This window comes from Pacificoceanicola niger (genome assembly GCF_048553275.1).
Taxonomy (GTDB): Bacteria; Pseudomonadota; Alphaproteobacteria; order Rhodobacterales; family Rhodobacteraceae; genus Pacificoceanicola.
The window spans coordinates 39,797-66,523 of record NZ_JBLZMW010000016.1; the positions used below are offsets into that span (position 1 = coordinate 39,797).

Here is a 26,727-nt window from a genome sequence, read left to right on the forward strand (position 1 = left end):
TGCTCAGGCGACCCCGGCCTCGACCAGTTTTGCCGCGACATCCTGGAAGGCTTTGGCCTGGCTGGAATCCGGGGCGCTGACCACGATGGGCGCGCCGCCATCGGAGGCCAGTCGGATGTCGAGATGCAGGGGAATTTCCGCAAGCAGCGGCACGCCGAGTTTCTGCGCCTCCGCTGCGACGCCGCCATGGCCGAAGACGTGCTCTTCATGGCCGCATTGCGAGCAGATATGCGTGCTCATGTTCTCGATCATGCCGACGATCGGAACCTTGAGCTGCTGGAACATGTCGATGCCCTTGCGCGCATCGAGAAGCGCCACGTCCTGCGGGGTGCTGACCACGATCGCGCCAGTGATTTCGGCCTTCTGCGCAAGCGTCATCTGCACGTCGCCGGTGCCCGGCGGCAGGTCGACGATCAGCACGTCGAGCGCGCCCCATTGCACCTGCATCATCATTTGCTGCAGCGCGCCCATAAGCATCGGCCCGCGCCAGACCACGGCCTGACCTTCATTGGTCATCAGGCCGATGGACATCATGGTAACCCCATGATTTCGCAAGGGCAGAATGGTCTTGCCGTCGGGCGAGGCCGGGCGACCGGAGACGCCGAGCATCCGGGGCTGCGACGGGCCGTAGACATCCGCATCCAGCAGGCCGACGCGGCGGCCCTGCTGCGCCAGCGCGCAGGCGAGGTTGGCGGAGACGGTGCTCTTGCCGACGCCGCCCTTGCCGGAGGCGATGGCCAGAATGCGGTCAACGCCGGGGATGCCTTGCGGCCCCTGAGGTTTGGGCGCGGCGGGCTTGAGCTGGGGCGGGGCCTTGTCCTGATGGGCGGTCATGACGATGGTCACCGCCGACGCGCCCGCTTCCTTGAGCTGGCGTTCGGCCTCGCCCTTGACCGCGTCATAGGCCGGGCTCGGTTGAGGAATTTCCATCACAAAGCGCACCGCACCGTCGTCACCGACGTTGAGCGCGCGCATCAGGCCGGAGCTGACGATGTCGCCACCGGCGGGGTCCTGAACGGTCTTCAGAACGGTCAGGACGGCATCACGAGAAAGGCTCAAGGTTCACTCCTGCCCTTTGATTTCGCCGGTGACCTCATGTGTGAGATCCAGCGTTTCGATCGTGATAACCGCTTTAACGGCAAATGTTTTTCCGCTGGTATCCGCCTCGCGCATGGCCGCTTCGATGGCCTGTTGCGAGGTCACGCCGACCTGCTTGAGAAACTTCCGCATGGACATGTTGAAATCGTCGCTCATCGCGCGTCCTTCCTGTTTTTCTTGATCCCGGGGGGTGCAGCGCCCTAGCATGGGGCATGGCGTTCCACGCGATCCTGTTCGTTGTCCTCCTGCTTGTGCCTTTTGTGGCGCAGGCGCAAGAGGCACGCGTGGTGCGTCTTGCCGCGCCCGAGGCGTTGGAGCAGTCGGGTTTGTTGCAACATATCCTTCCGCGCTTTTCTCTCAAGACACAAATCAGGGTCCGTCCCGTCGCGCCAGGTGCGGCGGCGGATGTGGCATTTGGCGATGCCGGGCGTCCGGTCTTTGAAGGGGCGGGGCAGGTCTGGCATGTGGCGGTATTGTCAGACGGGCATCCGGCCTCCGAACGCTTTGTCGATTGGCTGACGTCCGAGGTCGGCAAGAATACGGTGACTGGCTATGCCCCGGAGGGCGGCACCTTGTTTTCACTGCCGGAGCAGAAGACGGCAGCAGCGCTGGACGTGGCTTTCGAAGGCGATGCGGTGGCCGGCCTGACCGCCTCCGAGCGGCATTGCAAGCGGTGCCACGTTGTGCGGCCAGAGGAGCGGTTCGGCTCCATCGGATCGACCCCGAGCTTCATGATCCTGCGCGCCATGCCGGATTGGTCGCAGCGCTTCGCGGCCTTTTACGCGCTCAACCCGCACCCGTCCTTTACCCAGATCGACGGGCTGTCCGAGCCCTTCGCCGAAGACAGGCCCTCGCCGATTGCGCCGGTTTTCATGACGTTGGACGAGGTCGAGGCTATCCTGGCCTATGTGCAGGACCTGCAGCCAGCGGACCTCGGCGCGCCGATAGAGGCGCGTTGACCCTCGGAGCGGCGTCGCGCGTCCGCGGCGAACCCCAGACCCTGCCGCGCGTCAATGCGGTGAAACCGTGCACGCAAAGGGCAGGCGTCAGCGGATCATCGCCCCCTTGCGATCGAAGGTCGCTGTGTCAGCGGTGAGGTCGTCATAAGTGATCCCGACCGTGATGGTTTCGACCGATCCGAGCGGATAGCCGCGATAGATCGCCGTGGCATCGCCGGTCAGCGCGTTGGGGGCGTTGGTATCCTCGTGGCAGGCCTCCATTGGCCAGGCCTCCAGCGGACCGCCGTTTAGGCTGACGTGGATCGCCACCAGCCCGCAGCGCCAGGACAGAAGGTGGGTGAGGTAGACCAGGTCCTTGCCGTCGTATTCGCGTACGGCAACCCAATTGGCGCGCGTGGCGTCGAGGATCGGGCGGACCTCCGTAGCGGTGGTGAACCGGCCTGTGGGCACCTGGCTTTCGGCGCGGTATTGCGGTGTCGCGTCGGGCGCGGCTGTCAGGGCCGGGGCCGTCGCTGGCGCGGGCTGGTGGGTGCTGCTGCTGGCGCTCGCGGTGGGGCGGGGGGCGGCCCCGGCCTGCGCCTGTCCGGCGTCGTTGCTGCCGTTGGCGATGGCGGTGAGCAGGAGAAACAGATCAATCATGCAACGGGTCCTTGAAATAGCGTGGCACAAGGCGCTTTTGACGGGGGCAGTTCGCGCCTATAGTGCCCGAAAAGAAAATGAGCCTCTTTACGATGCCACAGAACCGGGCCGCCTCTCAATCTCAAAGGGTGAACGTGCTGATTGTCGGTCAGGCCGGGCGGCTGTCTTACGAGGCGGTGCTTTTTGCGGCGTCGCTGGTGCGGAGCGGCACGCCGGAGCGGTTCCGCCTGTTTGTCGCCGAGCCACAGCCGGGGCCTCTCTGGGAGCGCGATCCACGGATCAAGGACCCTGAGGTGCGTGCGCTTCTGGACCAGCTGGGCGCACGGATGCTGCCGTTCGAGAGCCGTCATTTCGGCGGCGCCTATCCCTATGGAAACAAGATCGAGGCGCTGTTTGCGCTGCCGGAGGGAGAGCCGTTCGTGTTCTTCGATACGGATACGCTGATCCTTGACGATCTGTCCGGGGTGCCGTTCGATTTCGACCGCCCGACCGCGTCGATGAAGCGAGAGGGCACCTGGCCGGAGGTGGAGATTTACGGCCCAGGCTACACGGCGATCTGGAAATCGCTCTATGACCGCTTCGGGCTGGATTTCGACAATTCGCTCGATCTGGATCAGCCGGATGAGTACTGGCAACGGTATCTGTATTTCAACGCCGGGTTCTTTTTCTATCGGTGCCCGCGCGTGTTCGGACGGCGGTATTTGGACTATGCGCTGGAAATCCGGGATGACCCGCCGGAGGCCTTGGTGCTGCAATCGCTCGATCCGTGGCTGGATCAGGTGGCGCTGCCCCTGGTGATCCACGCGCTCGGCGGCGGGCGGTGGACGGTGCCGGAAGGACTGCTCGATGGGACGGTGAGCTGTCACTACCGGACTTTGCCGCTGCTTTACGCGCGGGAGAGGCAGGCGGTGGTTGAGCGGCTGGAGGCTGTTGCTGCGCCGAACCGGGTGAAAAAGGTGCTCAAGCAATACGATCCGTTCAAGCGGATGATCTATCAGGGTCGGGGCCACAAGGTGCGGGCGCTTTTCGATCAGGATGATCTGCCGGTGCGGGAGAAGGCGATTCGCAACCGCATCAAGCGCGAGGGCTTCTGGCTGCGTTAGGAGCGTAACGTTTCGGAATGTGGACTGCCTGGGGTGCGGGGTAATAACCCCGCCCTACGCGTCGGCGCGCTGACTTTTGCTGTCATGCGCAGGAACGGGGCTGCCCGGCTCAGGTGAGCGCGTGCAGGCTGCCCTGTTCGAAGACGTGGGTCGGGCGCGGCGCGACGTCTCCGGGCGCGAGGCGATAGAGCATGTCCGACTGCGGATGCGGTTCGGCGAGTCGCTCCGCCATCCAGTCGCGCATCTGGCCAAGCGCGCCAGGGGCCTCAACCGGGATCATATCGACCGATTGCCGCGACGGGGCGGCTAGGTAGACCGCGCCGATGTCTTGCGCGGCCAGCATGTGGCTGATGACGGCGGGAGCCAGAAGGAGGCTGCTGCCCAGCCACTCGAAATGTTCGATTTCCAGCGACAGCAGGCCGCCGTCTTCGGCATAGAGCGCAAGGTCGGTCAGGGCGCGGGCGAAGTTTTCCTCGGCGGCTTCCCAGGCGGCCTCCGGCATGAGATTGCTTTTGGCCAGGCAGGCCTGCGTGACCATGGCCGTATGCGTCCCTTCGTCGGACATCAGCACCGCGAGGCAATCGCCGGGCGCAGGGCGGGTGAGCGGCTCGGCACCGCTTTGCAGGGGGAAATCGCGGTGGCGCAGAGCCGGGTAGAGCCGATCAGGCGTGAGGGCCCTACCGCCGCGGGTGAGGCTTTGGACCATGTCGATGAAGCTGCGCACGCGGGCTTCGGCTTCGGCGGGGGGCAGCTGGCCCACGAGTTCGGTGGCGAGATTGCCAAGGTGCACGACCTTGGCTCCCGTGCTTTCGCTTTGGATCAGAAGCTGGTTCGGGTCGTCCTGCGCTGCGGTGATCTCGGCCTCGCGCAGGGCTTCCTGCAGGCCTGTGATGACGCGGGTGCGCAGGGCTTCGACGGTGGGAAAGCCGGGACGGGGGGACCTGTGGTACGGGTACATGGCGCTCGATCTGGCTATTGCTGGCAGGTGACCAAGGTGTGCCGGGCGAATCCGGCAACTGCATGACGGTATTGGCATAACTTCGGGGCGTGGGACGGGCGAAATGCGGCGATGGAGGGCTCTGCCAGCGCCTGGACGGCGCCGCGCGCGGCTTTCTTGAGGCAGGGGGTCAGCTGCCGATTGCCCGGCGGTGCGCAATGGCATACCCCTAGGGACAAATCGTTAAGGGAGGATTCCATGACAGACGGCCCCAGCTACGGCTTCGACACTTTGCAGATCCATGCGGGCGCACGCCCGGACCCGGCCACCGGTGCCCGGCAGGTGCCGATTTACCAGACGACGGCCTATGTGTTTCGCGATGCTGAACACGCCGCAGCGCTCTTCAACCTGCAGGAGGTCGGCTATATCTACTCGCGGCTGACCAATCCGACCGTGGCCGCGTTGCAGGAGCGGGTTGCCACGCTGGAGGGGGGCGCAGGCGCGGTCTGCTGCTCGTCCGGCCATGCCGCACAGATCATGGCGCTGTTCCCGCTGATGGAGCCGGGCCGCAACGTGGTGGTGTCGACCCGGCTTTACGGCGGCTCGATCACCCAGTTCAGCCAGACGATCAAACGCTTCGGCTGGTCCGCCAAATTCGTCGATTTCGACGATGTGGACGCGGTGGCCGCGGCGATTGACGATGATACCCGCGCGGTCTTCTGCGAGAGTATCGCCAACCCCGGCGGCTATATCACCGATCTCGACGCGGCGGCGAAAGTGGCCGACGCGGCGGGGCTGCCGCTGATCGTCGACAACACCTCCGCCACGCCATACCTCTGCCGCCCGATCGAACACGGCGCCACGCTGGTGGTGCATTCGATGACAAAGTACCTGACAGGCAACGGCACGGTGACCGGCGGCGTGGTGGTCGATTCGGGCAAGTTCGACTGGTCCGCTTCGGACAAGTTCCCGTCCCTGAGCGCGCCGGAGCCGGCGTATCATGGTCTGAAATTCCACGAGACCTTCGGCCCGCTGGCTTTCACTTTCCACGGCATCGCCATTGGCCTGCGCGACCTTGGCATGACGTTGAATCCGCAGGCGGCGCATTACACGCTGATGGGCATCGAGACGTTGAGCTTGCGCATGCAGCGCCATGTGGAGAACGCAATGCGCGTGGCGAGCTGGCTGGAAAACCATCCGGCTGTGGAGCAGGTGACCTATGCGGGCCTGCCGTCCTCGCCTTACAACGACCGCGTGTCGCGGATTTGCCCCAACGGCGCCGGGGGCCTGTTTACCGTGGCGTTGAAGGGCGGCTATGAGGCCTGCATCAAGTTTGTCGATTCGTTGGAGATTTTCAGCCACGTTGCAAACCTCGGGGACACCCGCAGCCTGGTGATCCACTCGGCCTCCACCACCCACCGTCAGCTGACAGAAGAGCAGCAGATCGCGGCGGGCGCGGCGCCGAACGTGGTACGGATTTCCATCGGGATCGAGGATGCGGATGATCTGATCGCGGATCTCGATCAGGCGCTGAACGCCTCGTCGGTCTGAGCAGGGAGGGGGCGCTGCCCCCTCGGCTCGTTCAGCCGGACCCACGGCGTATTTGACAAGAGAAGACGCCCGACGCGCTGTCCCGTGCATCGTCTCTTTGCTGAATACACCGGGGACGGCCGAAGACCGGGGGCATGGCCTCCGTCAAGATTTCTCCCCGAGGGAATTTGTCTTCAAAGCGTGATCGGCTGCAGAACCTGTGGTTCGATCACGTCGACGCCGGGCAGACCTGAGGCCAGCTTTTCCGCCGACTGTTCGAGCGCCGGGAACGTGCGGTAGTGGCACGGGATCACGGTTTTGAAATCGAAGTAGGTTTTCGCGGCATAGGCGGCGAGCGTCATGTCCATGGTGTAATAGCCGCCCGCCGACAGGATACCGATGTCGGGTTTGTAGTAGTCCCCGATCCAGCCCATGTCCGCCATGACGGTGGTATCGCCGGAAAAGTAAAGCGTTTTGCCTTCGCCGCGGATGATGAAGCCGATTTCCGCGCCCATGTAGACCGCCCTGTCTCCGACCTTGATCGAGGAGGAGTGCGAGGCCGGGACCATGTTGACAGAAACATCGCCGAAGGTCAGCGTGCCGCCCTTGTTGAAGGCGTGGCCTTCCTTTGCTCCCTTTGAAAACAGGTAATGCGCCAGTTCGTAAATGGCGGTGACGGGGGCTCCGGTGCGTTCGGACACTTCGACGATGTCTTGGGTGTGGTCAAAATGGCCGTGCGTGACGAGGATTTGCGTCGCCCCGGCCAGCGCGGCTTCGCTGTCCTGCCCTTCCATCATGGGGTTGCCGTTGATCCACGGGTCGATCAGCAGGATCTGATCGCCGATTTCGATGCGGAACGAGCCGTGGCCGAGCCAGAGGATGTTCATGAGTCGTCTCTCCCGAGTTGGATTTTGCGCAGAGCCTAGCGCAGGGGCGGGGGCTAGGGAAATGGCGGATCGTTGCCGTTGAGCGCCGGGCGTGCTCACGGGGCGTCCTGGCGGGAGTTCGGCCTGCCCGGGCAGGAAAAAGAGCGCAAGCCGTGGTGCGGGGCGGCCGCATGCGCGGCATATGCTTGCGAGCGGCGGCGCGGGGCGGTAAAGCGCAGGGCAAACCCAAGCGAAGAGGGACGCCCCATGTCGATTGACAAGGAGACCGCCGCCCGCGTGGCCAAGCTGGCGCGGATCAAGGTCGAAGACGATGCGCTGCCGGCGCTGGCCGAGGAATTCAACACGATCCTCGGGTTCATCGAACAGCTGAACGAGGTCGACGTGGACGGTGTGGAGCCGATGACCTCGGTCACGCCGATGCGGCTCAAACGCCGTGAGGACGGCGTGACGGATGGTAATCAGCAGGACAAGGTTCTGAAGAATGCGCCCGACGCGCGCGAGGGCTTTTTCGCGGTTCCGAAGGTGGTCGAATAATGACTGAGCTTACAAGCATGAAGATCGCCGAGGCGCGCGATGCGCTGCGCAAGGGCGAAGTCACCAGCGTTGCCCTGACCGAGGCCTGTTTGTCGGCCATCGAGGGGGCCGGGGCGCTCAACGCCTTTGTGCACCATACGCCGGAAATCGCACTGGCGCAGGCCGAGGCGGCCGATGCGCGCATTACGGCGGGCGATGCCCCGGCAATGTGTGGTATTCCGCTGGGGATCAAGGACCTGTTCTGTACCAAGGGTGTTCCGTCGCAGGCGGCCTCCAACATCCTTGGGGGGTTCCGTCCCGAATATGAATCGACCGTCACCACGCAGCTGTTTGACGCCGGTGCGGTGATGCTCGGCAAGCTGAACATGGACGAATTCGCCATGGGCTCGTCGAACGAGACCTCCGCCTATGGCAACGCGGTGAACCCGTGGCGGCGCGGCAACGACGATGCGGCCCTGACCCCTGGCGGCTCGTCCGGTGGCTCGGCTTCGGCTGTCGCGGCGGACCTCTGCCTTGGTGCGACGGGCACGGACACCGGCGGCTCCATCCGCCAGCCTGCCGCCTTCACCGGCATCACCGGCATCAAGCCGACCTATGGCCGGTGTTCGCGGTGGGGTATCATCGCCTTTGCCTCCTCGCTCGATCAGGCCGGTCCGATGACCAAGGATGTGCGCGACGCGGCGATCATGCTGCAAAGCATGTGCGGCCACGACCCGAAGGATTCGACGTCTGCGGACCTCGCCGTGCCGGATTTCGAGGCCATGCTGACCGGCGATATTCGCGGCAAGACCATCGGTATTCCCAAGGAATATCATATGGATGGCATGCCGGACGAGATCGAGGCGCTGTGGGCCGAAGGCCGCAGGATGTTGCAGGATGCGGGCGCGAAGATTGTCGATATCTCGTTGCCGCATACCAAGTACGCCTTGCCCGCCTATTATGTGATCGCGCCCGCCGAAGCGTCATCCAACCTCGCCCGCTATGACGGTGTGCGCTATGGCCACCGCGCCACGCTGGCACAGGGCGACGGCATCACCGAGATGTACGAGAAAACCCGCGCAGAGGGCTTCGGCCACGAGGTGCAGCGCCGCGTGATGGTCGGCACCTACGTGCTTTCCGCTGGCTTCTATGACGCCTATTACAACCGCGCGCGCAAGGTCCGGACGCTGATCAAACGCGACTTCGAGCAGGTCTTTGACGCCGGGGTCGATGCGATCCTGACGCCCGCGACCCCCTCCGCCGCCTTTGGTCTGGGTGAGATGACAGAGGCCGATCCGGTGCAGATGTACCTCAACGACGTGTTCACGGTGACCGTGAACCTCGCTGGTCTGCCGGGGATTTCGGTGCCTGCGGGTGTGAACGCGCAGGGACTGCCGCTCGGACTGCAACTGATTGGCCGCCCGTGGGAAGAAGGCGATTTGCTGAATACCGCCTATGCGCTGGAGCAGGCCGCCGGGTTTGTGGCCAAGCCGGGGAAATGGTGGTAAAGCGCGTTAACCTTCGAAGAGGCAGAGCGATGATGCGGAACGTTTTTCTCGGACTTGCGGCGCTGGCGGCTGTGGCAGGTTGTGCACCCTTGGTGCCCGACAGCGGCGCGGGCGTCGTGGACAGCGGGCGCGGTGTGGGATTCGGCGATTACACCGAATACCAGCAACAGCGGGAAGCGTCGCTCTCCGGCGGCACGCGCCCGTCAACCGTGCCAGGCCCGGTTGACGTGCAGGCGACCTCTCTGGATGGCGCTGCCGCAGACCCGATGGCAACAGCAGGCGAGCCTGCGCCGCAGGCTGTCACCAATGCGGTCGGGATCTCGGACGAAAACGACTTCGGTGCGGTCTCCGCCGAGCGCGATATCGAGGATGACGCGGCAATGATCGCTCAGAACCGTGCGCAGTTTCAGCTCATCGCGCCGACGGACCTGCCGACGCGGCCGGGCAGCAACCGCCCGAACATCGTCGAATTCGCCCTGCGGACGAACAACCCGCGCGGCACGCCTCTTTACAGTCGGTCGAGTTTCCGGGCCGAGGCCAAGTATGAGCGGGCCTGTGGTGCCTATACCTCCGATGATCTGGCGCAGGAGGATTTCCTCGCGCTAGGTGGTCCGGAGAAGGACCGCAAGGGCATGGACCCGGACGGGGACGGCTTTGCCTGTACCTGGGATCCGGCGCCCTTCCGCGCAGCCCGGAACGGTTGATCTGACGTGATCGGTGAGGCCGGGGCAGAGGTCTGGCCTTCGCTGAACTGCGGCGCGCGCCGGGGTGTCGAGCGCCCCGCGCTTGTCGTCTTGCACTACACCGCGATGCAGAGCGCCGAGGCGGCGCGCGACTGGCTGTGCAACCCGGAGGCCGAGGTCTCCGCGCACTACGTGGTGGCCGGCGACGGGCGCCTCTGGCAGCTGGTCTGCGAGGGGCAACGGGCATGGCATGCCGGGGCGGGGCGCTGGGGCGCCATCACCGATGTCAATTCAGGGTCCATCGGCATTGAGATCGCCAACACTGGCACGCAGCCTTTCTCCGAGCCGCAGATGGCGCGGGTGGAACGCCTGCTGCGCGGGATATTCGCGCGCTGGTCGCTCGGGCCGGAGGCGGTGCTGGGACATTCCGACATGGCCATCGGACGCAAGATCGACCCGGGGCGCCGGTTCGATTGGAAACGGCTCGCGCGGCAGGGACTCGCGCTCTGGCCCGAAGTCGCGCGCCCGGGCGATTTCGAGGCGGATGCGCGCAGGTTCGGCTATGGCTGGGAGGCCGGGCAAGAGCAGGCGCTGCTGGAGGCGGTCCGTATGCGCTTCCGACCTTGGGCGACTGGCCCGCTTGATGACGTGGATCGCGGGCTGATGGCGGATCTCGCCATGCGGTGGCCCGCGCCGATCTGAGAGGGGCGGATCAGGGGCGTTGCCCTTAGGCTTTGAAGCCTCATCCCTCATCCCCGGAGGGCTCTCAAAGATACGAAGCCTGACGCGCCGCCCCTGTCTTTCTTTCTGTCCTGGTGCTCCGGTCGTGTCCGACGAACGGCGGCAGAGCCGAGAGGAGACCAGCCCTTGGGAAATCTCCCGGCTTTCGAAGCCAGTCAATCCAGCCGGTAGGGCAGGGTGTCGCGCCGGGCCGGGTCGATGGACAGCCGTTTTTCCAGCGGCGGCACCGAGCGTTGGTGGCAGTTCTCGCGCTCGCAGATGCGGCAGGAGATGCCGATGGGTTCGAAGGCGGAGGCGCGGGTGAAGTCGAGGTCGTCCGCATAGACCAGCCCCGCGCCGTGGCGCACCTCGCACCCCAGCGCGATGGCGTAGCGGCGGCGGGGCGCGCCAAAATGACCGCCGGTCTTCGAGACGTCGATGGCCAGCGAGATGTAGCGCACGCCGTCCGGGGTTTCGGCCAGCTGGCGCAGAAAGCGGCCGGGCGTTTCGAAGGCGCGATGCACGTTCCACAGTGGGCAAGCACCGCCGAAGCGGGCGAATTGCAGTCGTGTGGCGGAGTGGCGCTTGGTGATTGTACCCGCCTGATCGACGCGGACGAAGAAGAAGGGCACGCCCTTTGCGCCCGGTCGTTGCAGGGTCGAGAGACGGTGCGCGACCTGTTCGACCGAAGCGCCGAAGCGCGCGGCGAGCAATTCCAAGTCGTGGCGGGTTTCCTGTGCGGCGGCATGGAAGGCTTGGTACGGCATCATCGCAGCCCCCGCGAAGTAGTTGGCCAGGCCGAGTTTGGCGATGGCGCGGGCCTCCTCCGACTGGAACCGGGCAAGGTCGAGGGTTGCGTCGAGCAGCTGATTTTGGCGCAACAATGCCACTTGCACCAGCAGCTGGAAGGTTTGGGTTTCGGGCGGGGCAAGCGAGGAGAGGGTCAGCTCCTGACGCTCGGCATCGAAGGCGCGCAGGGGCGACGTGCGGGCCTTGCGCACGGTAATCCCGGCAAGCGACAGGCGCTGTGCCGCGGCCTGTGCGATGTCATGCTCGCCGCTCTTTAGCTGGGCGAAGTGTTCGGCGGCGCGATCCACTGGGTCGATGTAATTGTCGCAGTAGTGGAAGAAGTCGCGGACTTCCTCCCAGGGGCTTGGCTGCAGCTGTGCACCTTCGCGGCCCAGGGCTTCGTCGAGGGAGGCAAGGCGTTCATGGGTTTGCCTGTAAGCACGGTGCAGGGAGAGGAAGGCGCGGGCGAGCGCGGGCGCATTGGAGGCGGTCAGTCGCAGGTCGGCCAGCTGTGGCGCGGCTTCGGCAAAGATCGGGTCGGCCAAGGCTTCGCGCATGTCCGAGACCAGCCGTTCACTGTCGCCCTGTCCCAGCTCCGTCACGTCGAAGCCGAATTCCTGCGCCAGAGCGAGCACCACGGTCGTGGACACCGGCCGGTTGTTGTTCTCCATCTGGTTCAGGTAGGGCAGGGAGACGCCGAGTTTGGCGGCAAAGTCCTTTTGCGTCACGCCAAGGCGGCTGCGCACGTCGCGCAGCTTGGCACCGGCATAGAGTTTTTGTGGAGCCATACGTCACCTTTGCAAGTTTGCCACCGCGTGGTTGCAACTTTGCAGAAGGCTCAGGCGGCGTCCAGTCCTCCGAGGCGCCGGGCGCGAGCAATGACCAAAAGCGAAGCGATGACGGAAAGCGCGCCGGAGAGGGCCATGAGCAGCAGCAGCGGCATGGCGCCCGACCCCGGTTGCAGCATCGCCCCGGCCAAAGCCGAGAGCGCCGCGCCGCCGCCGATCATGATTGCCCCGCCGAGGCCCGACGCTGTCCCCGCGAGGTGAGGCCGCACCGAGAGCATACCGGCGGTGGCATTGGGGATCGTCAGCCCGTTGCCGAGGCCGACGAGCGTCATGAAGCCGAAGAAGGTTGGTGCGCTGCCGCCGCCCAGAAGGAAGGTCAGGACCGAGGCCAGCATCCCGGCGGTGACGATGGCACCACCGTAAAGCATCATAGGGTTCAGGCCGATCCGCATGGAGTACCGCCCGGAGATGAAGTTGCCCAAGGCATAGCCGATGGCCGGTGCGCCGAAGTAGAAGCCGAGCTGCGATTGGCTGAGCGAGAAGACTTCGGTGCCGACAAAGGAGGCCCCGCCGACGTAGGAGAAGAACGCGCCGGAGGAGAATGCGCAGGCGAGGGCATAGCCCCAGAAGCGCGGCGAACGCAGCAGTTCGGGGTATTCGGCGAATTGCCGGGCAAGGGAGAGCGTGCTGCGGGTGGCGGTCTCTCCGAGGTCGCGCCATGTCAGCCAGAGGGTCAGCAGCCCGAGCAGCAGCATCAGCCAGAAGGTGGCGTGCCAGTCGAAGAACTCGGACAGTGCGCCGCCGATGGCGGGGGCGATCATCGGCACGATGGCCATGCCCATGGTCACATAGCCGATCATCGAGGCGGCCTGATTCGGCGGGAAAAGGTCGCGCACCACCGCGCGGCTGAGCACCATGGCGACAACGATGGCCGACTGGATCATGCGGAAGACAAGAAAGGTGACGATGTCCTGGGCAAAGATGCAGCCAACGGTCGCGACGCAGAAAATGGCAAGCCCGGCGAGGATCACAGGCCTGCGGCCAAATTTGTCGGAGAGCGGTCCGATGAAGATCTGCAGCACTGCGTTCATTGCCAGGTAACCGGCAACCGCAAGCTGCATCACGCCGTATTCCGTGTTGAACCAGTCCGCCATTGCGTTCAGGCTCGGGATGAAGATGTTCATCACCAGCGCCGACATGCCGGATAGCAGCACGAGCGTGACGATATGCGGTGGGGTGGTGCGGTCGAGAAAGCGCACGGGTCTCGGATCGGTCATCCGGAAAGCGGTACGCCCCTCTGGCGGGCTTGTCCATATATTGCATGACATTGGCATGTAATTTGCATTTTTGCAATTTGCATCCCAGTGCATATGCAGAATTTGCAAATTTGCCAAGAAAGGCTTGAGTGACAGGGCCGCACCCGTATTTTAAGGCAAAAGTGCCCGTCCAATGCTGACTCGTTCCGATGTCGCATATTTGCTGCAGCCGCGAAGCAGGCGTTTGGTGGGGAAGGCAAGCCGGACACGGGAAGGGATGGACGATGAAAGACATTCTTGCGGAACTGCATGAGCGGCGCGAGGGCGCACGGCTCGGTGGCGGGCAAAAGCGGATCGAGGCGCAGCACGCCAAGGGCAAGCTGACGGCGCGCGAACGGATCGAGCTGCTGCTAGATGAAGGCAGCTTTGAAGAATACGACATGTTCGTCGCCCACCGCTGCAACGACTTCGGCATGGAGGACAACCGTCCCTATGGTGACGGGGTGGTGACCGGCTGGGGTACGATCAATGGCCGCATGGTCTATGTCTTTTCACAGGACTTCACCGTGCTTGGCGGCTCCGTTTCGGCCACCCATGCGCAGAAGATCTGCAAGATCATGGACATGGCGGTGCAGAACGGCGCGCCGGTCATCGGGCTGAACGACAGTGGCGGCGCGCGCATTCAGGAAGGCGTAGACGCACTGGCAGGCTATGCCGAGATTTTCCAGCGCAATATCATGGCGTCCGGCGTCGTGCCGCAGATCTCCGTGATCATGGGTCCCTGCGCGGGCGGAGCGGTCTATTCTCCGGCGATGACCGACTTCATCTTTATGGTGAAAGACAGCTCCTATATGTTCGTCACCGGCCCCGATGTGGTCAAGACGGTCACCAATGAGCAAGTGACGGCAGAAGAGCTTGGCGGGGCCTCGACTCATACCCGGAAATCCTCCGTTGCGGATGGCGCGTTCGAAAACGATGTGGAGGCGTTGGCCGAAGTACGGCGCCTTGTCGATTTCCTGCCGCTGAACAACCGCGAAAAGCCGCCCGTGCGGCCATTCTTTGACGATGTGGATCGGATCGACACCAGCCTCGACACGATCATTCCGGAGAATGCCAACACGCCGTACGACATGAAGGAGCTGATCCTGAAGGTCGCGGATGAGGCGGATTTCTACGAGATCCAGGAAAATTTCGCCAAGAACATCATCACCGGGTTCATCCGTCTCGAAGGACGTACGGTGGGCGTGGTGGCGAACCAGCCGATGGTTTTGGCCGGATGCCTGGACATCGATTCGTCGCGCAAGGCGGCGCGCTTCGTGCGCTTCTGCGATGCCTTCGAGATCCCGATCCTGACATTCGTGGATGTGCCGGGTTTCCTGCCCGGGACCAGCCAGGAATACGGCGGCGTCATCAAGCACGGTGCCAAATTGCTCTTTGCCTATGGTGAGGCGACGGTGCCGAAGGTGACGGTGATCACGCGCAAGGCCTACGGCGGTGCCTATGACGTGATGGCCTCCAAGCACCTGCGGGGGGATCTGAACTATGCCTGGCCGACGGCGGAGATCGCGGTGATGGGGGCCAAGGGGGCGACGGAGATCATCCACCGCGCCGATCTTGGCAATGTCGAGAAGATCGCGGCCCATACGGCGGAGTATGAAGACCGCTTTGCCAATCCCTTCGTGGCGGCGGAGCGCGGTTTCATCGACGAGGTGATCCAGCCGAAATCCACCCGCAAGCGTGTGTCCCGGGCCTTCGCGATGCTGCGCAACAAGCAGCTGAAGAACCCGTGGAAGAAGCACGACAACATTCCGCTCTGAGTGTTGACGATGGCCAATCAGCCCCTTACCTTGCCGCGCCCCGACGCGCCGCCGACCCGTTTGCTGCGTGGCGGGTGGCATGAGTGGCGTGGCGCGGAAGGCTATGTGCTTGCCCGGCATTGGCCTGCGCGCTTCGATGTGTCCGCCACCAGCCTTTTTCCACAGGTGGGACGGGGGCGGCTCGCGCGGCAGGTCCGGCAAGATCTTTGGCGTCAATTTAAGCGCTTGCGTGGATTTTCTCCGGTGATACAACTTGTCGCGGCGGAACATGGAATCTCTTTGACCGCAGGTGGCCAGTTCCTGACCCCATCGCGCGCGCCGGGAGATACCGAGGCCCGCATACAGTCGCTTCTGGACAGCCCGGCGCATCGCGCAAGGTGGCTGACATGGGCGGCGGAGGGCGCACGATGAATGCGCCGATATCGAATACCTACCCGGGTGCGCCCGGGACAGGCGCGGCCCCGACGGGAGGACTCACAAGGTGGGGTCGGGGCTGCGCGTCATCGTTTCAGAAAACCCTGTCCGTTGTCGCCGCGAGTTTGTTCGCGGGTCTTGGCCTGTGCGGCGCCGTAGCGGCCTGCGCCGATACCGGGACGGCGCAAGAGGCGCTCGTGGCAGTCCCGTCGGGGCTCGACGTCCGATTTCATGACTTGATCTGGGACGAGCCGGGCAGCGGGCTGACCTACAGGTTCCGCTTTCTGGCGCCGCAGATTGCAGAGGGCGAGACCGAATATGAGACGGTGGCCGCCGACATGGAGGCCCTGTGCACTGAATATGCGTTGCCGCGATTGGCCGGAACCGGTCCGCAGCCAGGGCGGATTGTCATTACGCTGATGTCCGAACCGGTTGAGTTCGGCGTGATGACACCCGACGCCGTGCAGTTCTTCGAAAGCTACAGCGTCGATGGCGCGGTCTGCATCTGGGAGGCGTTTTGATGGGTGTACAACATCTTGCGGTGCATTCCTCATGTGGCGGTGGTTTTGAGGCTTTCGTGACACAACCGGCCGCCATCCGCGTGCGGGCATATCTTTTCGATCCGGGCAGGGCTATCGTTAACGATGATTGCACCCAAGCAATCGATACCTCGAACTGGGGTTCCCTGAGGCGTACGCGTCGCATGGGCCCCGTCGAAATTGACAGGAGTAACAGATGTCCAAGAGCATCAAGCTTCTTGCCATGCTGGGTTTTGTTGCAGGCCTCTCGGCTTGCGGCCAGCAAGAAGAAGAGTACGTCGTGGTCGATCCCGAGCCCATCTCGGTCGAGCCCGTCTACACCGGCAAGTACAAGTAAAACGACGTCGGGACGGGCGGTTTCGCCCGTCCCGCCTTCGCCCTGTCACCACCGGGACATGCCGTGCCGCGCGTCTCGTTTTCCCGCCACCAAACTTCAGGAGGGCGGGGCATGCTGAAGCACCGCGGCTTCCCGGGCCGCCTGCCCGGTACGGATTTCCAGTTCACCTTGCGCCGCGCCAATCCCAAGGGCGCCACCCCGCTCACCCCCCGCGAGCGCTTCCGCGACCGCCGTCCGGCGGACAAGCGCGCCGATGCGGGCTTCATGAAAGCGCTGTGGGAGCAATTCGGCACAGAGCCGTTCGAGCGCGGCAATCTCGACGCCGGACGGCTGTCGTGGCTGTTCGGGCGCGAGGTGCGGCCCGTGGATCCCGACACCTTCGATCCCGAAAGCTATGAGGCCATGCTGGTCATCGACGAGACCGCGGCGCGGGCCGCGTTTCCGGAGACCTTTGAGGCCGACGAGGAGGATTGGGCGTGATCCTGCCGACCGCGCATCCCGTTGGGCAGAAACAGGCTCAATCCCTGCGCGGCTTTTTGCCGGGTCTTGCGGGGGGCGCAGACTCGGACATCTTAGGATTGTCGCAGGTGTCCCCGATCGCGTTTTTGAGCGATAAAGCCTGTGATCCATCCCTCGCCGGGCGGTGCTCTTCGTCCCCAAGCGGCCCGCCCGGCACCTTCTTTCTCCTATCCCTTTCGGGCCGTCGGCGTAGTCCTGCCGCCCCCTATGCAAGGATCTGCGCATTTGCGTTTCGTCTTGGAACGAAGCGTTGTGCGGATGCGTTGTCCCGTCAGACAATGGTGCATATCGCACCTTACCGACAGACGGAGAAAACCCTATGCGTACCAAAGCTTTCACCCTCGCCCTTGTTGCCTGTGCCGGTCTTGCTGCCTGTGAAGGCACCGACCTTGAGCGCGGCGTTATCGGTGCCGGAACCGGCGCGGCGACGGCTGCGGCTACCGGCAATAACGTGGCTGCGGGCGCGGCCATCGGCGGCACGGCGGGCGTTGTCTGTGACGACGTCACCCCGGCGCTCTGCGCCAACCGCTAAATTTTCCGACGTGACCGGTGCGGGCCTCGCGGCTCGCCCGGATAGGTTTGTTACGGCCGCCCCGGGTTTGTCCCGTGGGCGGCTTTTTCATGCCCGGACCCATACGCCCCAGCAGGGCCAATGAAGAAGAGAGGACAGACATGTTCGACAAGATCCTGATCGCCAACCGGGGCGAGATCGCCTGCCGGGTCATCAAGACCGCCCGCAAGATGGGCATCAAAACGGTTGCCGTCTACTCCGACGCTGACAAGAACGCGCTGCACGTGGAAATGGCCGATGAGGCGATCCACATCGGCCCGCCACAGGCCAATCAGTCCTATATCGTAATCGACAAGATCATGGACGCGATCAGGCAATCTGGCGCTCAGGCGGTGCATCCGGGGTATGGCTTCCTTTCGGAGAACCCGAAATTCGCCGAGGCGCTTGAGGCCGCCGGTGTGGCGTTCATCGGGCCGCCGGTGAAGGCGATCGAGGCGATGGGCGACAAGATCACCTCCAAGAAGATTGCGCAGGAAGCCAATGTTTCGACCGTTCCGGGCTACATGGGGCTGATCGAGGACGCGGACGAGGCGGTGAAGATCTCGGGCGAGGTCGGCTATCCGGTGATGATCAAGGCCAGCGCCGGGGGCGGCGGAAAGGGCATGCGGATCGCCTGGAACGACGAAGAGGCGCGCGAGGGCTTCCAGTCGTCCAAGAACGAAGCGGCCAGCAGCTTTGGCGATGATCGGATCTTCATCGAGAAATTCGTGACTCAGCCGCGCCACATCGAGATCCAGGTGCTCTGCGACGCGCATGGCAATGGGATTTACCTTAACGAGCGCGAATGCTCGATCCAGCGCCGGAACCAGAAGGTCGTCGAAGAAGCGCCGAGCCCGTTCCTTGACGAAGCCACGCGCAAGGCCATGGGCGAGCAATCCGTCGCCTTGGCCAAGGCCGTGGGCTATGCCAGCGCAGGTACGGTGGAATTCATCGTGGACGGGGATCGCAATTTCTACTTCCTTGAGATGAACACCCGCCTGCAGGTGGAGCATCCGGTGACGGAGTTGATCACCGGCGTCGACCTCGTGGAGCAGATGATCCGCGTGGCCAATGGCGAACCGCTGTCGATCACCCAAGACGATGTGAAGATCAACGGCTGGGCCATTGAAAACCGGCTTTATGCCGAAGATCCCTATCGCGGCTTCCTGCCGTCGATTGGCCGTCTGACCCGCTACCGTCCGCCCGCCGAAGGCGCTCTGCTCGATGGCATCGTGCGCAACGACACCGGCGTCTTCGAGGGCGGCGAGATCAGTATGTATTACGACCCGATGATCGCCAAGCTCTGCACCTGGGGCAAGACGCGTGGCGAGGCGATCGAGACCATGCGCAACGCGCTCGACAGTTTCGAAGTCGAAGGCATCGGGCACAACCTGCCCTTCGTCGCGGCGGTCATGGATCATCCGAAATTTATCAGCGGGGACATGACAACGGCCTTCATCGCCGAGGAATATCCGGACGGGTTCCACGGTGTCGATCTGGGCGAGGAGTCCTTGAAGCGGATTGCTGCGGCGGCGGCTGCCATGAACCGCGTGGCCGAGATTCGCCGGGCGCGGATTTCCGGAACCATCGACAACCACGAGCGTAAGGTCGGCGAAAGCTGGGTTGTGCAGGCGGGCGGTGAAGTGCCCTGGCCGCTCATCATCAAGGCAGACAAGAGCGGTTCTGACGTGAGCTTCGAGGATGGCACCACGGTGCGCGTCGAGGGCGATTGGACGCCCGGAGATACGCTGGCCCGGATGACGGTGAACGGCACGCCGCTGGTGCTCAAGGTCGACAAGATCACCCACGGCTTCCGCATCCGCTCGCGCGGGGCGGACCTGAAGGTGCATGTGCGCACCCCGCGTCAGGCGGAATTGGCCGCGTTGATGCCCGAAAAACTGCCACCGGACACCTCCAAACTGCTGCTTTGCCCGATGCCGGGATTGATCGTGAAGGTCAATGTCGCGGCGGGCGACGAGGTTCAGGAAGGGCAGGCGCTCTGCACCGTCGAGGCGATGAAGATGGAGAATATCCTGCGCGCCGAGAAGACAGGGGTGGTCTCCAAGGTCAATGCGGCGGCGGGCGACAGCCTGGCGGTTGATGATGTGATCATGGAATTCGAATGATGACAGCGGGCGGGCTCTGGCTTCGGCACACTCTGGCCTTTGCGGCCGGGCTTGCCGTGCTGTTCGGCGCGGGCGAGGCGGGCGTGGCCCTCTTTGCCGGGCTGAAAGGCTCGCCCCTTGTCTGGCATCTGGTGATTGCCGCCGTGGCGACGGTTCTTGCGGCGCTGGTCTATGCACTGCTGCTGCGGACGCTTGCCGGGACTGCGCCGGGGCGAGTGTTCGGGGGCGCCTTTGGGCTGATCGTGGCCGGATTTGTGGTGATGGCGGCGCTGATCTACAGCGGGTTCGTCAGCGCGGTCGAGGCCTTCGTCATCTGTGCGGCGGGCGTATTTGCCGCTGGCGGGCTTGCCGCGCAGCAGACGGCGATGCAAGGGCCGGGCGGATGAGCGCGGCTCTGCCGAAAAGGGATTCGCAAGGATTTGCGGCTATAGCTTCGGGACCGCTGCCCGAAGGGAGGCCCGATGGGTCCGCTGCTCCTGCGCCGATTGTTAATGCTCGTGACCGCTTTGGCGGTGCTGATGGGCTGTCAGTTGGACACCGAGGCAGAAGCGCGGCAGCTGATGGCGGGCTGGGTTTTCCTGGCGGAAACGGAGGTCTTCCATTCGGACGCCGACTGCACCATCGGGCGGTTTTCCACGATCTCGCCGGAGCTGAGGGCGCGCCGCGGACCGGCCGTGGTGGAAAGCGTGCGGGCAGCGATCCCGCATCTGGAGAACAAGCAGGTCGTGGCCTTCGACATGCCGGGCGTGACGCCGAACCAGATTTCGGAGCAGCTGATGTCGATCAACCTGTTCAAGGGGCTTGGCCTTTTGAGCAGCTTTATCGGCCCGGGCAAGCGCTGCATGGACGATGTGTTTGCGCAGGATGCCTTTACGGTGCTGATGTCGACGGACACAACGATGATCTACGATCCGGTCAACTATGCGCTGGTTCTGCTCTACCGGCCTCTCAACAAAGCGTTTTTCGTGCGCACCAAGAGCTAGCTCACTCCGTGGTCACATCCGTTGTCTCGTCCGTCGTCTGGCGGCGGAGCGCGTCGCGGCGGTCCTTCACTTCCTGCTGGCGCAGCGGCAGCTTGTCGATGGAGCGGCTTATCTCGCGCACGTCCCACGGGGCCGGTTTGCGGATCACGACGGAGCCATCCTTGGCCAGAACGACCAGCATGAACCCTCGGGGGCGCAGAGCAAGGCGGACGTCGGATCGGGCTGCGGGATCCGTGTCGGTGATCACGACCGCATCGCGCAGCACAAGCGCATCCATGCGCGAGACGATCAGCTGCATCTGTTCGACATATCGCGGATCGGCGGGATTGTCGGCAAAGACCACCACAGGCCGTTTCAGCCATATCCAATCTTCGAGCGATGTCTCCGCAGCGGTCAAAATCGGTGGATCGGGCAACGCATCCTCAGCGGCGCGGGTCGCACCCGGCAGGGTCAACGACAACATCATGGCCGAAAAGGCAAAGGCAAACAGGGGCTTCATGCCTTCTGATATAGGGTGTGATGGGCGTGCTGCACAGGGCTGCAGGGTCGGTGACCGCGAAAATTTTAACTTTAACCGGATCGTGACGGCGGTGTTGCCATCATGGCGCATCCGCGACATGAGCCGGGCCAAGGGGGCCGGGTGCAGGGTGCGGTCTGGAAGGTTCATGGACGTTATCTTGCATATCGGGGCGCATCGCACAGCCTCGACCAGTTTTCAGCACTTCATGCGCGCCCATGCCGGGCCGCTGGCCGGTCATGGCGTTGGGTTTTGGGGGCCGGGGCGCACACGCACGGGGCTCTTGCATGGCGTGGCGGATGCGCCGGTCAGCTCGGCACAGGCGCGGCGCAGTGTGGGACGGGTCCGGCTCAACCTGAATGGCGCGGAGCGGCGCGGCGCCAACGTGCTGATCGTGTCTGACGAGAACCTGATTGGCACGCCCCGGCGGTGCCTGCGGGCGCGCGCGCTGTATCCTGAGATCGGCCTGCGCATGACGCGGCTGCATGCGGCATTTGCCCCGGTCAGCCGCGTGGTTCTGCAGGTCCGCTCGCTCGATCATTGGTGGGCTTCGGTGATGGCCTTCCTGGTGCCGCGCGGCGGCGGCATTCCCCCGGCGGCGGCCATGGAGCAGATCGCCAGTGCCACGCGAAGCTGGCGTCATGTGATCACCGATCTGGCCTGTGCCTGCCCGGACAGCGAGATTATCGTCTCGCCCTTCGAGGTCTTCGGATCGCGGCCGGATCTGCTATTTTCACAGATGGCGGGGCGGGATTGGCCGCTTGGCGGCAACCCCGATGCTTTCTGGCTCAACCAGCGGCCATTGCTGCCGAAATTGCGCCAGGTGGTAGAGCAGCGCGGCGGCGACGCCACCCTGCTGCCCACCGGCGACGGCCGCTGGCAGCCCTTCACCGATGACCAGGCCGCGCGGCTGCGCGAGGCCTACGCCGATGATCTGTTCTGGCTGCGCGCCGGGGCGGATGGATTGGCGCGACTGACACAGGACCCTGAGCCCGCGAAAACGGCGAAAACGCTGGTCGTGGGACATGACTTGAGAGGACATGGACATGACGGATCTGCCCGAAGACTGGCGCCAACTCGCTGAAAAGGAACTGCGGGGACGGCCGCTGGACGATCTGACCTGGGACACGCTGGAGGGCATCCCGGTCAAGCCGCTTTATACTGCCGACGACGTCGCGGACCTGCCGCATATGGGTGGTGTGCCCGGCATCGGGCCGTTCACGCGCGGTGTGAAGGCGACGATGTACGCCGGCCGTCCCTGGACGATCCGGCAATACGCAGGCTTTTCCACCGCAGAGGAATCGAACGCGTTTTATCGCAAGGCGTTGGCCGCGGGGCAGCAGGGGGTTTCGGTGGCCTTCGATCTGGCCACGCACCGCGGATACGACAGCGATCATCCGCGCGTCGTGGGCGATGTGGGCAAGGCCGGTGTGGCGATCGACAGTGTCGAGGACATGAAGATCCTCTTCGACGGCATTCCGCTCGACAAGGTGTCGGTGTCGATGACGATGAACGGCGCGGTGATCCCGATCCTCGCCAATTTCATCGTGACGGGCGAGGAGCAGGGCCATGACCGTGCCGTGCTGTCGGGGACTATCCAGAACGACATTCTGAAGGAGTTCATGGTCCGCAACACCTATATCTATCCGCCGGCGCCCTCGATGCGGATCATTTCGGACATTATCGAGTATACGTCGAACGAAATGCCGAAGTTCAATTCGATCTCGATTTCCGGCTATCACATGCAGGAAGCGGGCGCGAACCTCGTGCAGGAACTGGCCTTCACGCTCGCGGATGGCAAGGAATACGTGAAGACCGCGATGGAAGCGGGCATGGACGTAGACAAGTTTGCCGGGCGGCTGAGCTTCTTCTTCGCCATTGGCAAGAATTTCTTCATGGAAGTGGCCAAGCTGCGTGCGGCGCGAATGCTCTGGCACCGGATCATGACCGATCTGGGCGCGAAGAACGACCGCTCGAAGATGCTGCGCACCCATTGCCAGACGTCTGGCGTGTCGCTGACCGAGCAGGACCCGTACAACAACGTCATCCGCACGGCTTATGAGGCGATGAGCGCGGTGCTTGGCGGGACGCAGTCGCTGCACACCAACGCTCTGGATGAAGCCATTGCATTGCCGACGGAATTCAGTGCCCGGATCGCCCGGAACACGCAGCTTATCCTGCAGGAAGAGACCGGCGTGACCAAGGTGGTCGATCCGCTGGCCGGGTCGTATTACGTCGAAAAGCTGACCCATGATCTGGCCGAAGCCGCATGGGCGCTGATTGAAGAGGTCGACGAGATGGGTGGCATGACCCGCGCGGTCGAGAGCGGCATGCCGAAGCTGCGCATCGAGGAGACTGCGGCGCGGCGTCAGGCGGATATCGACCGTGGCAGCGATGTGATCGTCGGGGTCAACAAGTACCGGCTTGAGACGGAAGACGATCTCGACATTCTCGACATCGACAACGCGAAGGTTCGGGTCGGCCAGGTGGCGGCGCTGGAGAAGATCCGCGCCAGCCGCGATACAGCGGCCTGTCAAGCGGCTCTGGATGAGCTGACACGGCGCGCGAAGGAGGGAGGAAACCTGCTTGAGGCGGCTGTGGATGCAGCGCGGGCTCGGGCCACTGTTGGAGAAATCAGCATGGCGATGGAAAAGGAATTCGGCCGTCACCGCGCCGAGGTGCGGACCCTGGCCGGCGTGTATGGCGCGGCTTACGAGGGCGACGAAGGGTTTGCGGCGATCCAGAAGGCCGTGGATGATTTTGCCGAGGACGAAGGCCGCCGCCCGCGCATGTTGGTGGTCAAGATGGGGCAGGACGGGCATGACCGCGGCGCCAAGGTGATCGCGACGGCCTTTGCCGATATCGGCTTTGACGTGGACGTCGGCCCGTTGTTCCAGACGCCTGCGGAGGCGGCGCAGGATGCCATCGACAACGATGTGCACGTGATCGGGATCTCGTCGCAGGCCGCCGGACACAAGACGCTGGCACCGCAGTTGGTTGAGGAACTGAAGGCGCAGGGCGCAGGGGATATCATCGTGATCTGCGGCGGGGTGATCCCGCATCAGGACTACGAGTTCCTGTACAACGCCGGGGTCAAGGCGATCTTTGGTCCGGGAACGAACATCCCTGAAGCGGCGCAGGACATCCTGAAGATCATCCGCGAGACCCGGCAGGGCTGATATCGCGCCGAGCGCCTTCGGTGCATCACGATCTACCGAAGGGGGCCGCGCAATATTGCTGCGCGGCCCCTTTTTGGCAATTTGCGCAAGCGCTGCGCTATAGGGTTAGGCGGGGCGTGCGCCTGTGGCGAGGAAAACCGATGGGCCTTTCAGGCAAATCCCGCCGCTGCCGTCAATGATCCCGCCGCTTTGACAGATAATCGTCCGTTGTCCGGGGCTTCGGGCGGTCGGGGCCTTTGAACGGGCTGTCGTCCGAGTGATATTGTGTGGTGATGCGGCAATCGTCGCACATCTGGATCATCCGCAGCTTGTCCCCGCCCGCGAACATCGAATGCGACGCGAGCTTTTCGGTGATCCGGTCGATGGTCGATTTCACCCCGAACAGCGCGCCGCATTCGATGCAGGCAAAGGGTTCTTCTTCGTGCAGGATGCGCTGCGAGAGGGCGGCATCGGACAGGTCCAGCTGCGGCTGGAGCGTGATGGCGGTTTCCGGGCAGATGTTGGCGCAAAGGCCGCATTGCAAGCAGGCGTCCTCCTGAAAGAGCAACTGCGGGCGGTCGGGGTTGTCGCCGAGGGCGCCGGAGGGGCAGAGCGAGACGCAGGACAGACAGAGTGTGCAGGCGTCGGTATCGACCAGAACCGCGCCATAGGGCGCACCTTCGGGCAAAGGAAGCGTGCTGTGATCCGGATGCAAGGCGCGGGCGGCCTGGCGGGTGATCTGGCGGCGGGTCCCCATAGGGCGGACGGGCTGCACAACTGCGGCGGCCGCGACGTCTTGCCCGAAGAGAGCGTCACAGAGGGCATCCGGGTCCGCATGGTCCAGCAGCACCGCACGGTCCGGACCGGCGATGGCATTGGTCAAGGCGATCTGTACGTCGAGCGCCTCGCGGTCGGTGCCCGGCGAGGGCACGAGACCAACGGAGACGAAGCCCGCCGCGAGGGCGGCGGTCATCTCCGCGTGGCCAAAGAGGTTCAGCGCGGGCACGTCGAGGGGGATTACATCGGCGGGCAGGCCGCGACCAAAGCGCGCGGCGAGGCGGATCATTTCGCTGCCGTGCTCGGTGGTGACGAGAAGGCGGGGCGCGATGCCGCCCGCGTCCACGAAGGTCTTGGCCAGCGATTGGACCCGCCGCATGGTCAGGTCCACGGGCGGGGCGTCATAGCCGATGGCGCCGGACGGGCAGGCGGCAGAACAGGCACCGCAGCCAGCGCAAATCATTGGATCGACGGTGACGTGTTCGCCTGCGGGGGTGATTGCGCCGGTGGGGCAGAGATCGAGACAGCGGGTGCACCCGGTCTGCTCGGCGCGGGAATGGGCGCAAAGGGTCGGCTCCATCCGCACGTAAAGCGGTTTTTCAAAGGTGCCGGTGAGATGCGAGGCGGCGAGGATCGCCGCAGAGACCGCGCCGGGATGCCCGGGGTCGGAGCGCAGGTAGCCCTCGCGTTTCTCATGGGCGGAAAACAGCGGCGTGGTGCCACGCAAGTCGAGCACGATGTCACATTCGGTGCGGCCGCCGTCGCGCGGCTCGGAGAGGGTGAACCCGCCGCGCCCGCCCGGTTCGACCATTTGCAGTGCGTCGATGCGCAGGGAAAAGCCGCCAAGTGCGCCGGTGGCGCCGCGCAATTGTCCCACGACCACGTCGAAATCGCGCGTGACGGGCAGGTCCTCGGCGGTGTCGAGCAGGACGGTCACGGCCAGATGATCCTTCAGCGCCTCTGCGGCAGAGAGGGCGATCTGCGGCGCGCCGAGGATAAGGCAAAGCCCTTCGCTGATTACGTCCAGTGATTTTCCGGGGCTGGCGGGCATCAGCGCGTCGGCCAGAAGCGCGGCCATCTTCGGCGTGGCCGCGTCCCCCTCCTCGCTCCAGCCCGCGCGGTCGCGCAGATCGGCGAAGGCGGGTGCTGGCACATCCAGTTCTTCGGCGAGGGCCTCGAAGAGGCGGCTTTCCTGTGCGCAGCAGATCATGACGTCGCCCGATGCGATGTCGCGCGCGGCGGATTCGATCTCGCTGGTACACAGCGCGTTGCAGGGTTTGGACACCGGCAGGCCGGTAACACGGGACAATGCGTCGGCGTCGATGGTCTGCGAGCCTTCGCAGGTGCAGGTGATGATGCGTGTGGCCATGGTTCTCCCCGGTCGCCGGCAGTCCGGAGGGCCCCGGTTCGTCGGCTTTGTACTTGTTTTTTTATATTCGATCAAAGATGTTAGGGCTATGCAACGACATACCTTGATCGCGTAAGTTTGTTTTCCCCGGACTTGCCTCTATTTCGCCGGGTTATCAGGATGTCTGACACGTCTTACTCAAAAGGACAGCGGCGCGTGATTCACAATCCGG

The 26,727-nt window shown here is 64.2% G+C and carries 26 protein-coding genes; 17 read left to right on the forward strand and 9 right to left on the reverse strand.

Annotated features, from left to right (window positions below):
• Positions 1–3 precede the first annotated feature (3 nt).
• The gene (locus tag ACN2XU_RS18185) at positions 4–1,059 is read right to left on the reverse strand and encodes an Mrp/NBP35 family ATP-binding protein (RefSeq protein WP_419411886.1); all 1,056 of its coding nucleotides are present in this window, start codon (positions 1,057–1,059) and stop codon (positions 4–6) included.
• 3 nt (positions 1,060–1,062) lie between these two features.
• Entirely contained in the window at positions 1,063–1,254 is a 192-nt protein-coding gene (locus tag ACN2XU_RS18190; protein ID WP_419411887.1) for a DUF6494 family protein, read from the reverse strand.
• Positions 1,255–1,310: 56 nt separating this feature from the next.
• Between ACN2XU_RS18190 and ACN2XU_RS18195 the strand changes: the two genes are divergently transcribed.
• A complete protein-coding gene (locus tag ACN2XU_RS18195; protein WP_419411888.1) occupies positions 1,311–2,057 on the forward strand; it encodes a hypothetical protein in 747 nt (248 codons plus the stop codon).
• 87 nt (positions 2,058–2,144) lie between these two features.
• On the opposite strand, the gene ACN2XU_RS18200 is transcribed toward ACN2XU_RS18195, so the two are convergent.
• Positions 2,145–2,696, reverse strand: coding sequence for a hypothetical protein (locus tag ACN2XU_RS18200; protein WP_419411889.1), 552 nt, complete (start codon positions 2,694–2,696; stop codon positions 2,145–2,147).
• A 77-nt stretch (positions 2,697–2,773) separates the two neighbouring features.
• Between ACN2XU_RS18200 and ACN2XU_RS18205 the strand changes: the two genes are divergently transcribed.
• Positions 2,774–3,799 carry a GT-B fold glycosyltransferase domain-containing protein gene (locus ACN2XU_RS18205; protein ID WP_419411890.1) on the forward strand — a complete coding sequence of 342 codons (1,026 nt, stop codon included), beginning with the start codon at positions 2,774–2,776 and terminating at the stop codon, positions 3,797–3,799.
• Positions 3,800–3,908: 109 nt separating this feature from the next.
• Here the strand turns inward: ACN2XU_RS18205 and ACN2XU_RS18210 are convergent, their stop codons facing one another.
• The gene (locus tag ACN2XU_RS18210) at positions 3,909–4,757 is read right to left on the reverse strand and encodes a hypothetical protein (protein WP_419411891.1); all 849 of its coding nucleotides are present in this window, start codon (positions 4,755–4,757) and stop codon (positions 3,909–3,911) included.
• Between the two features lie 237 nt (positions 4,758–4,994).
• Here ACN2XU_RS18210 and ACN2XU_RS18215 point away from each other — a divergent pair, with 237 nt between their 5' ends.
• Positions 4,995–6,287 carry an O-acetylhomoserine aminocarboxypropyltransferase/cysteine synthase family protein gene (locus ACN2XU_RS18215; protein WP_419411892.1) on the forward strand — a complete coding sequence of 431 codons (1,293 nt, stop codon included), beginning with the start codon at positions 4,995–4,997 and terminating at the stop codon, positions 6,285–6,287.
• A gap of 173 nt (positions 6,288–6,460) precedes the next feature.
• Here the strand turns inward: ACN2XU_RS18215 and ACN2XU_RS18220 are convergent, their stop codons facing one another.
• Entirely contained in the window at positions 6,461–7,153 is a 693-nt protein-coding gene (locus ACN2XU_RS18220) for a metal-dependent hydrolase (RefSeq protein ID WP_419411893.1), read from the reverse strand.
• A 246-nt stretch (positions 7,154–7,399) separates the two neighbouring features.
• Here ACN2XU_RS18220 and gatC point away from each other — a divergent pair, with 246 nt between their 5' ends.
• The 4 genes from gatC to ACN2XU_RS18240 are packed head-to-tail and all read left to right on the forward strand — an operon-like array spanning position 7,400 to position 10,559.
• Positions 7,400–7,687, forward strand: coding sequence for an Asp-tRNA(Asn)/Glu-tRNA(Gln) amidotransferase subunit GatC (gene gatC, locus ACN2XU_RS18225; protein WP_419411894.1), 288 nt, complete (start codon positions 7,400–7,402; stop codon positions 7,685–7,687).
• Complete coding sequence (gene gatA / locus ACN2XU_RS18230; protein ID WP_419411895.1) at positions 7,687–9,174, forward strand: Asp-tRNA(Asn)/Glu-tRNA(Gln) amidotransferase subunit GatA; 1,488 nt, start codon at positions 7,687–7,689, stop codon at positions 9,172–9,174. The genes gatC and gatA overlap by 1 nt, the downstream gene beginning before the upstream one ends.
• 29 nt (positions 9,175–9,203) lie before the next feature.
• Positions 9,204–9,878 carry a hypothetical protein gene (locus ACN2XU_RS18235; protein WP_419411896.1) on the forward strand — a complete coding sequence of 225 codons (675 nt, stop codon included), beginning with the start codon at positions 9,204–9,206 and terminating at the stop codon, positions 9,876–9,878.
• 6 nt (positions 9,879–9,884) lie between these two features.
• The gene (locus ACN2XU_RS18240) at positions 9,885–10,559 is read left to right on the forward strand and encodes an N-acetylmuramoyl-L-alanine amidase (protein ID WP_419411897.1); all 675 of its coding nucleotides are present in this window, start codon (positions 9,885–9,887) and stop codon (positions 10,557–10,559) included.
• Between the two features lie 194 nt (positions 10,560–10,753).
• Here the strand turns inward: ACN2XU_RS18240 and ACN2XU_RS18245 are convergent, their stop codons facing one another.
• Positions 10,754–12,154, reverse strand: coding sequence for a helix-turn-helix domain-containing protein (locus tag ACN2XU_RS18245; RefSeq protein ID WP_419411898.1), 1,401 nt, complete (start codon positions 12,152–12,154; stop codon positions 10,754–10,756).
• 50 nt (positions 12,155–12,204) lie between these two features.
• On the reverse strand, positions 12,205–13,431 hold the full coding sequence (locus tag ACN2XU_RS18250) for a multidrug effflux MFS transporter (RefSeq protein ID WP_419411899.1): 1,227 nt from the start codon (positions 13,429–13,431) through the stop codon (positions 12,205–12,207).
• Between the two features lie 263 nt (positions 13,432–13,694).
• Here ACN2XU_RS18250 and ACN2XU_RS18255 point away from each other — a divergent pair, with 263 nt between their 5' ends.
• The 8 genes from ACN2XU_RS18255 (at position 13,695) to ACN2XU_RS18290 (ending at position 20,695) form a co-directional block, all read left to right on the forward strand.
• The gene (locus ACN2XU_RS18255) at positions 13,695–15,227 is read left to right on the forward strand and encodes an acyl-CoA carboxylase subunit beta (protein ID WP_419411900.1); all 1,533 of its coding nucleotides are present in this window, start codon (positions 13,695–13,697) and stop codon (positions 15,225–15,227) included.
• A 407-nt stretch (positions 15,228–15,634) separates the two neighbouring features.
• The gene (locus ACN2XU_RS18260) at positions 15,635–16,162 is read left to right on the forward strand and encodes a DUF6497 family protein (RefSeq protein ID WP_419411901.1); all 528 of its coding nucleotides are present in this window, start codon (positions 15,635–15,637) and stop codon (positions 16,160–16,162) included.
• A gap of 214 nt (positions 16,163–16,376) precedes the next feature.
• Positions 16,377–16,517, forward strand: coding sequence for a hypothetical protein (locus ACN2XU_RS18265; RefSeq protein ID WP_419411902.1), 141 nt, complete (start codon positions 16,377–16,379; stop codon positions 16,515–16,517).
• A gap of 111 nt (positions 16,518–16,628) precedes the next feature.
• A complete protein-coding gene (locus ACN2XU_RS18270) occupies positions 16,629–16,997 on the forward strand; it encodes a hypothetical protein (RefSeq protein WP_419411903.1) in 369 nt (122 codons plus the stop codon).
• A 358-nt stretch (positions 16,998–17,355) separates the two neighbouring features.
• On the forward strand, positions 17,356–17,568 hold the full coding sequence (locus ACN2XU_RS18275) for a hypothetical protein (protein ID WP_419411904.1): 213 nt from the start codon (positions 17,356–17,358) through the stop codon (positions 17,566–17,568).
• 140 nt (positions 17,569–17,708) lie between these two features.
• On the forward strand, positions 17,709–19,712 hold the full coding sequence (locus tag ACN2XU_RS18280; protein ID WP_419411905.1) for an acetyl-CoA carboxylase biotin carboxylase subunit: 2,004 nt from the start codon (positions 17,709–17,711) through the stop codon (positions 19,710–19,712).
• Complete coding sequence (locus tag ACN2XU_RS18285; RefSeq protein WP_419411906.1) at positions 19,709–20,098, forward strand: hypothetical protein; 390 nt, start codon at positions 19,709–19,711, stop codon at positions 20,096–20,098. The genes ACN2XU_RS18280 and ACN2XU_RS18285 overlap by 4 nt, the downstream gene beginning before the upstream one ends.
• Before the next feature lie 75 nt (positions 20,099–20,173).
• Positions 20,174–20,695, forward strand: coding sequence for a hypothetical protein (locus ACN2XU_RS18290; RefSeq protein WP_419411907.1), 522 nt, complete (start codon positions 20,174–20,176; stop codon positions 20,693–20,695).
• A gap of 1 nt (position 20,696) precedes the next feature.
• Here ACN2XU_RS18290 and ACN2XU_RS18295 read toward each other — a convergent pair whose 3' ends face one another.
• Complete coding sequence (locus ACN2XU_RS18295) at positions 20,697–21,194, reverse strand: DUF4174 domain-containing protein (RefSeq protein ID WP_419411908.1); 498 nt, start codon at positions 21,192–21,194, stop codon at positions 20,697–20,699.
• Between the two features lie 166 nt (positions 21,195–21,360).
• Here ACN2XU_RS18295 and ACN2XU_RS18300 point away from each other — a divergent pair, with 166 nt between their 5' ends.
• Together ACN2XU_RS18300 and scpA are read left to right on the forward strand one after the other, a co-directional pair.
• The gene (locus ACN2XU_RS18300; protein ID WP_419411909.1) at positions 21,361–22,296 is read left to right on the forward strand and encodes a hypothetical protein; all 936 of its coding nucleotides are present in this window, start codon (positions 21,361–21,363) and stop codon (positions 22,294–22,296) included.
• Entirely contained in the window at positions 22,259–24,391 is a 2,133-nt protein-coding gene (gene scpA / locus ACN2XU_RS18305; protein WP_419411910.1) for a methylmalonyl-CoA mutase, read from the forward strand. Before ACN2XU_RS18300 ends, scpA begins: the two co-directional genes overlap by 38 nt.
• A 172-nt stretch (positions 24,392–24,563) precedes the next feature.
• On the opposite strand, the gene ACN2XU_RS18310 is transcribed toward scpA, so the two are convergent.
• Positions 24,564–26,516, reverse strand: a complete 1,953-nt coding sequence (locus ACN2XU_RS18310) for a 4Fe-4S binding protein (protein ID WP_419411911.1) — start codon at positions 26,514–26,516, stop codon at positions 24,564–24,566.
• Between the last annotated feature and the right edge of the window lie 211 nt (positions 26,517–26,727).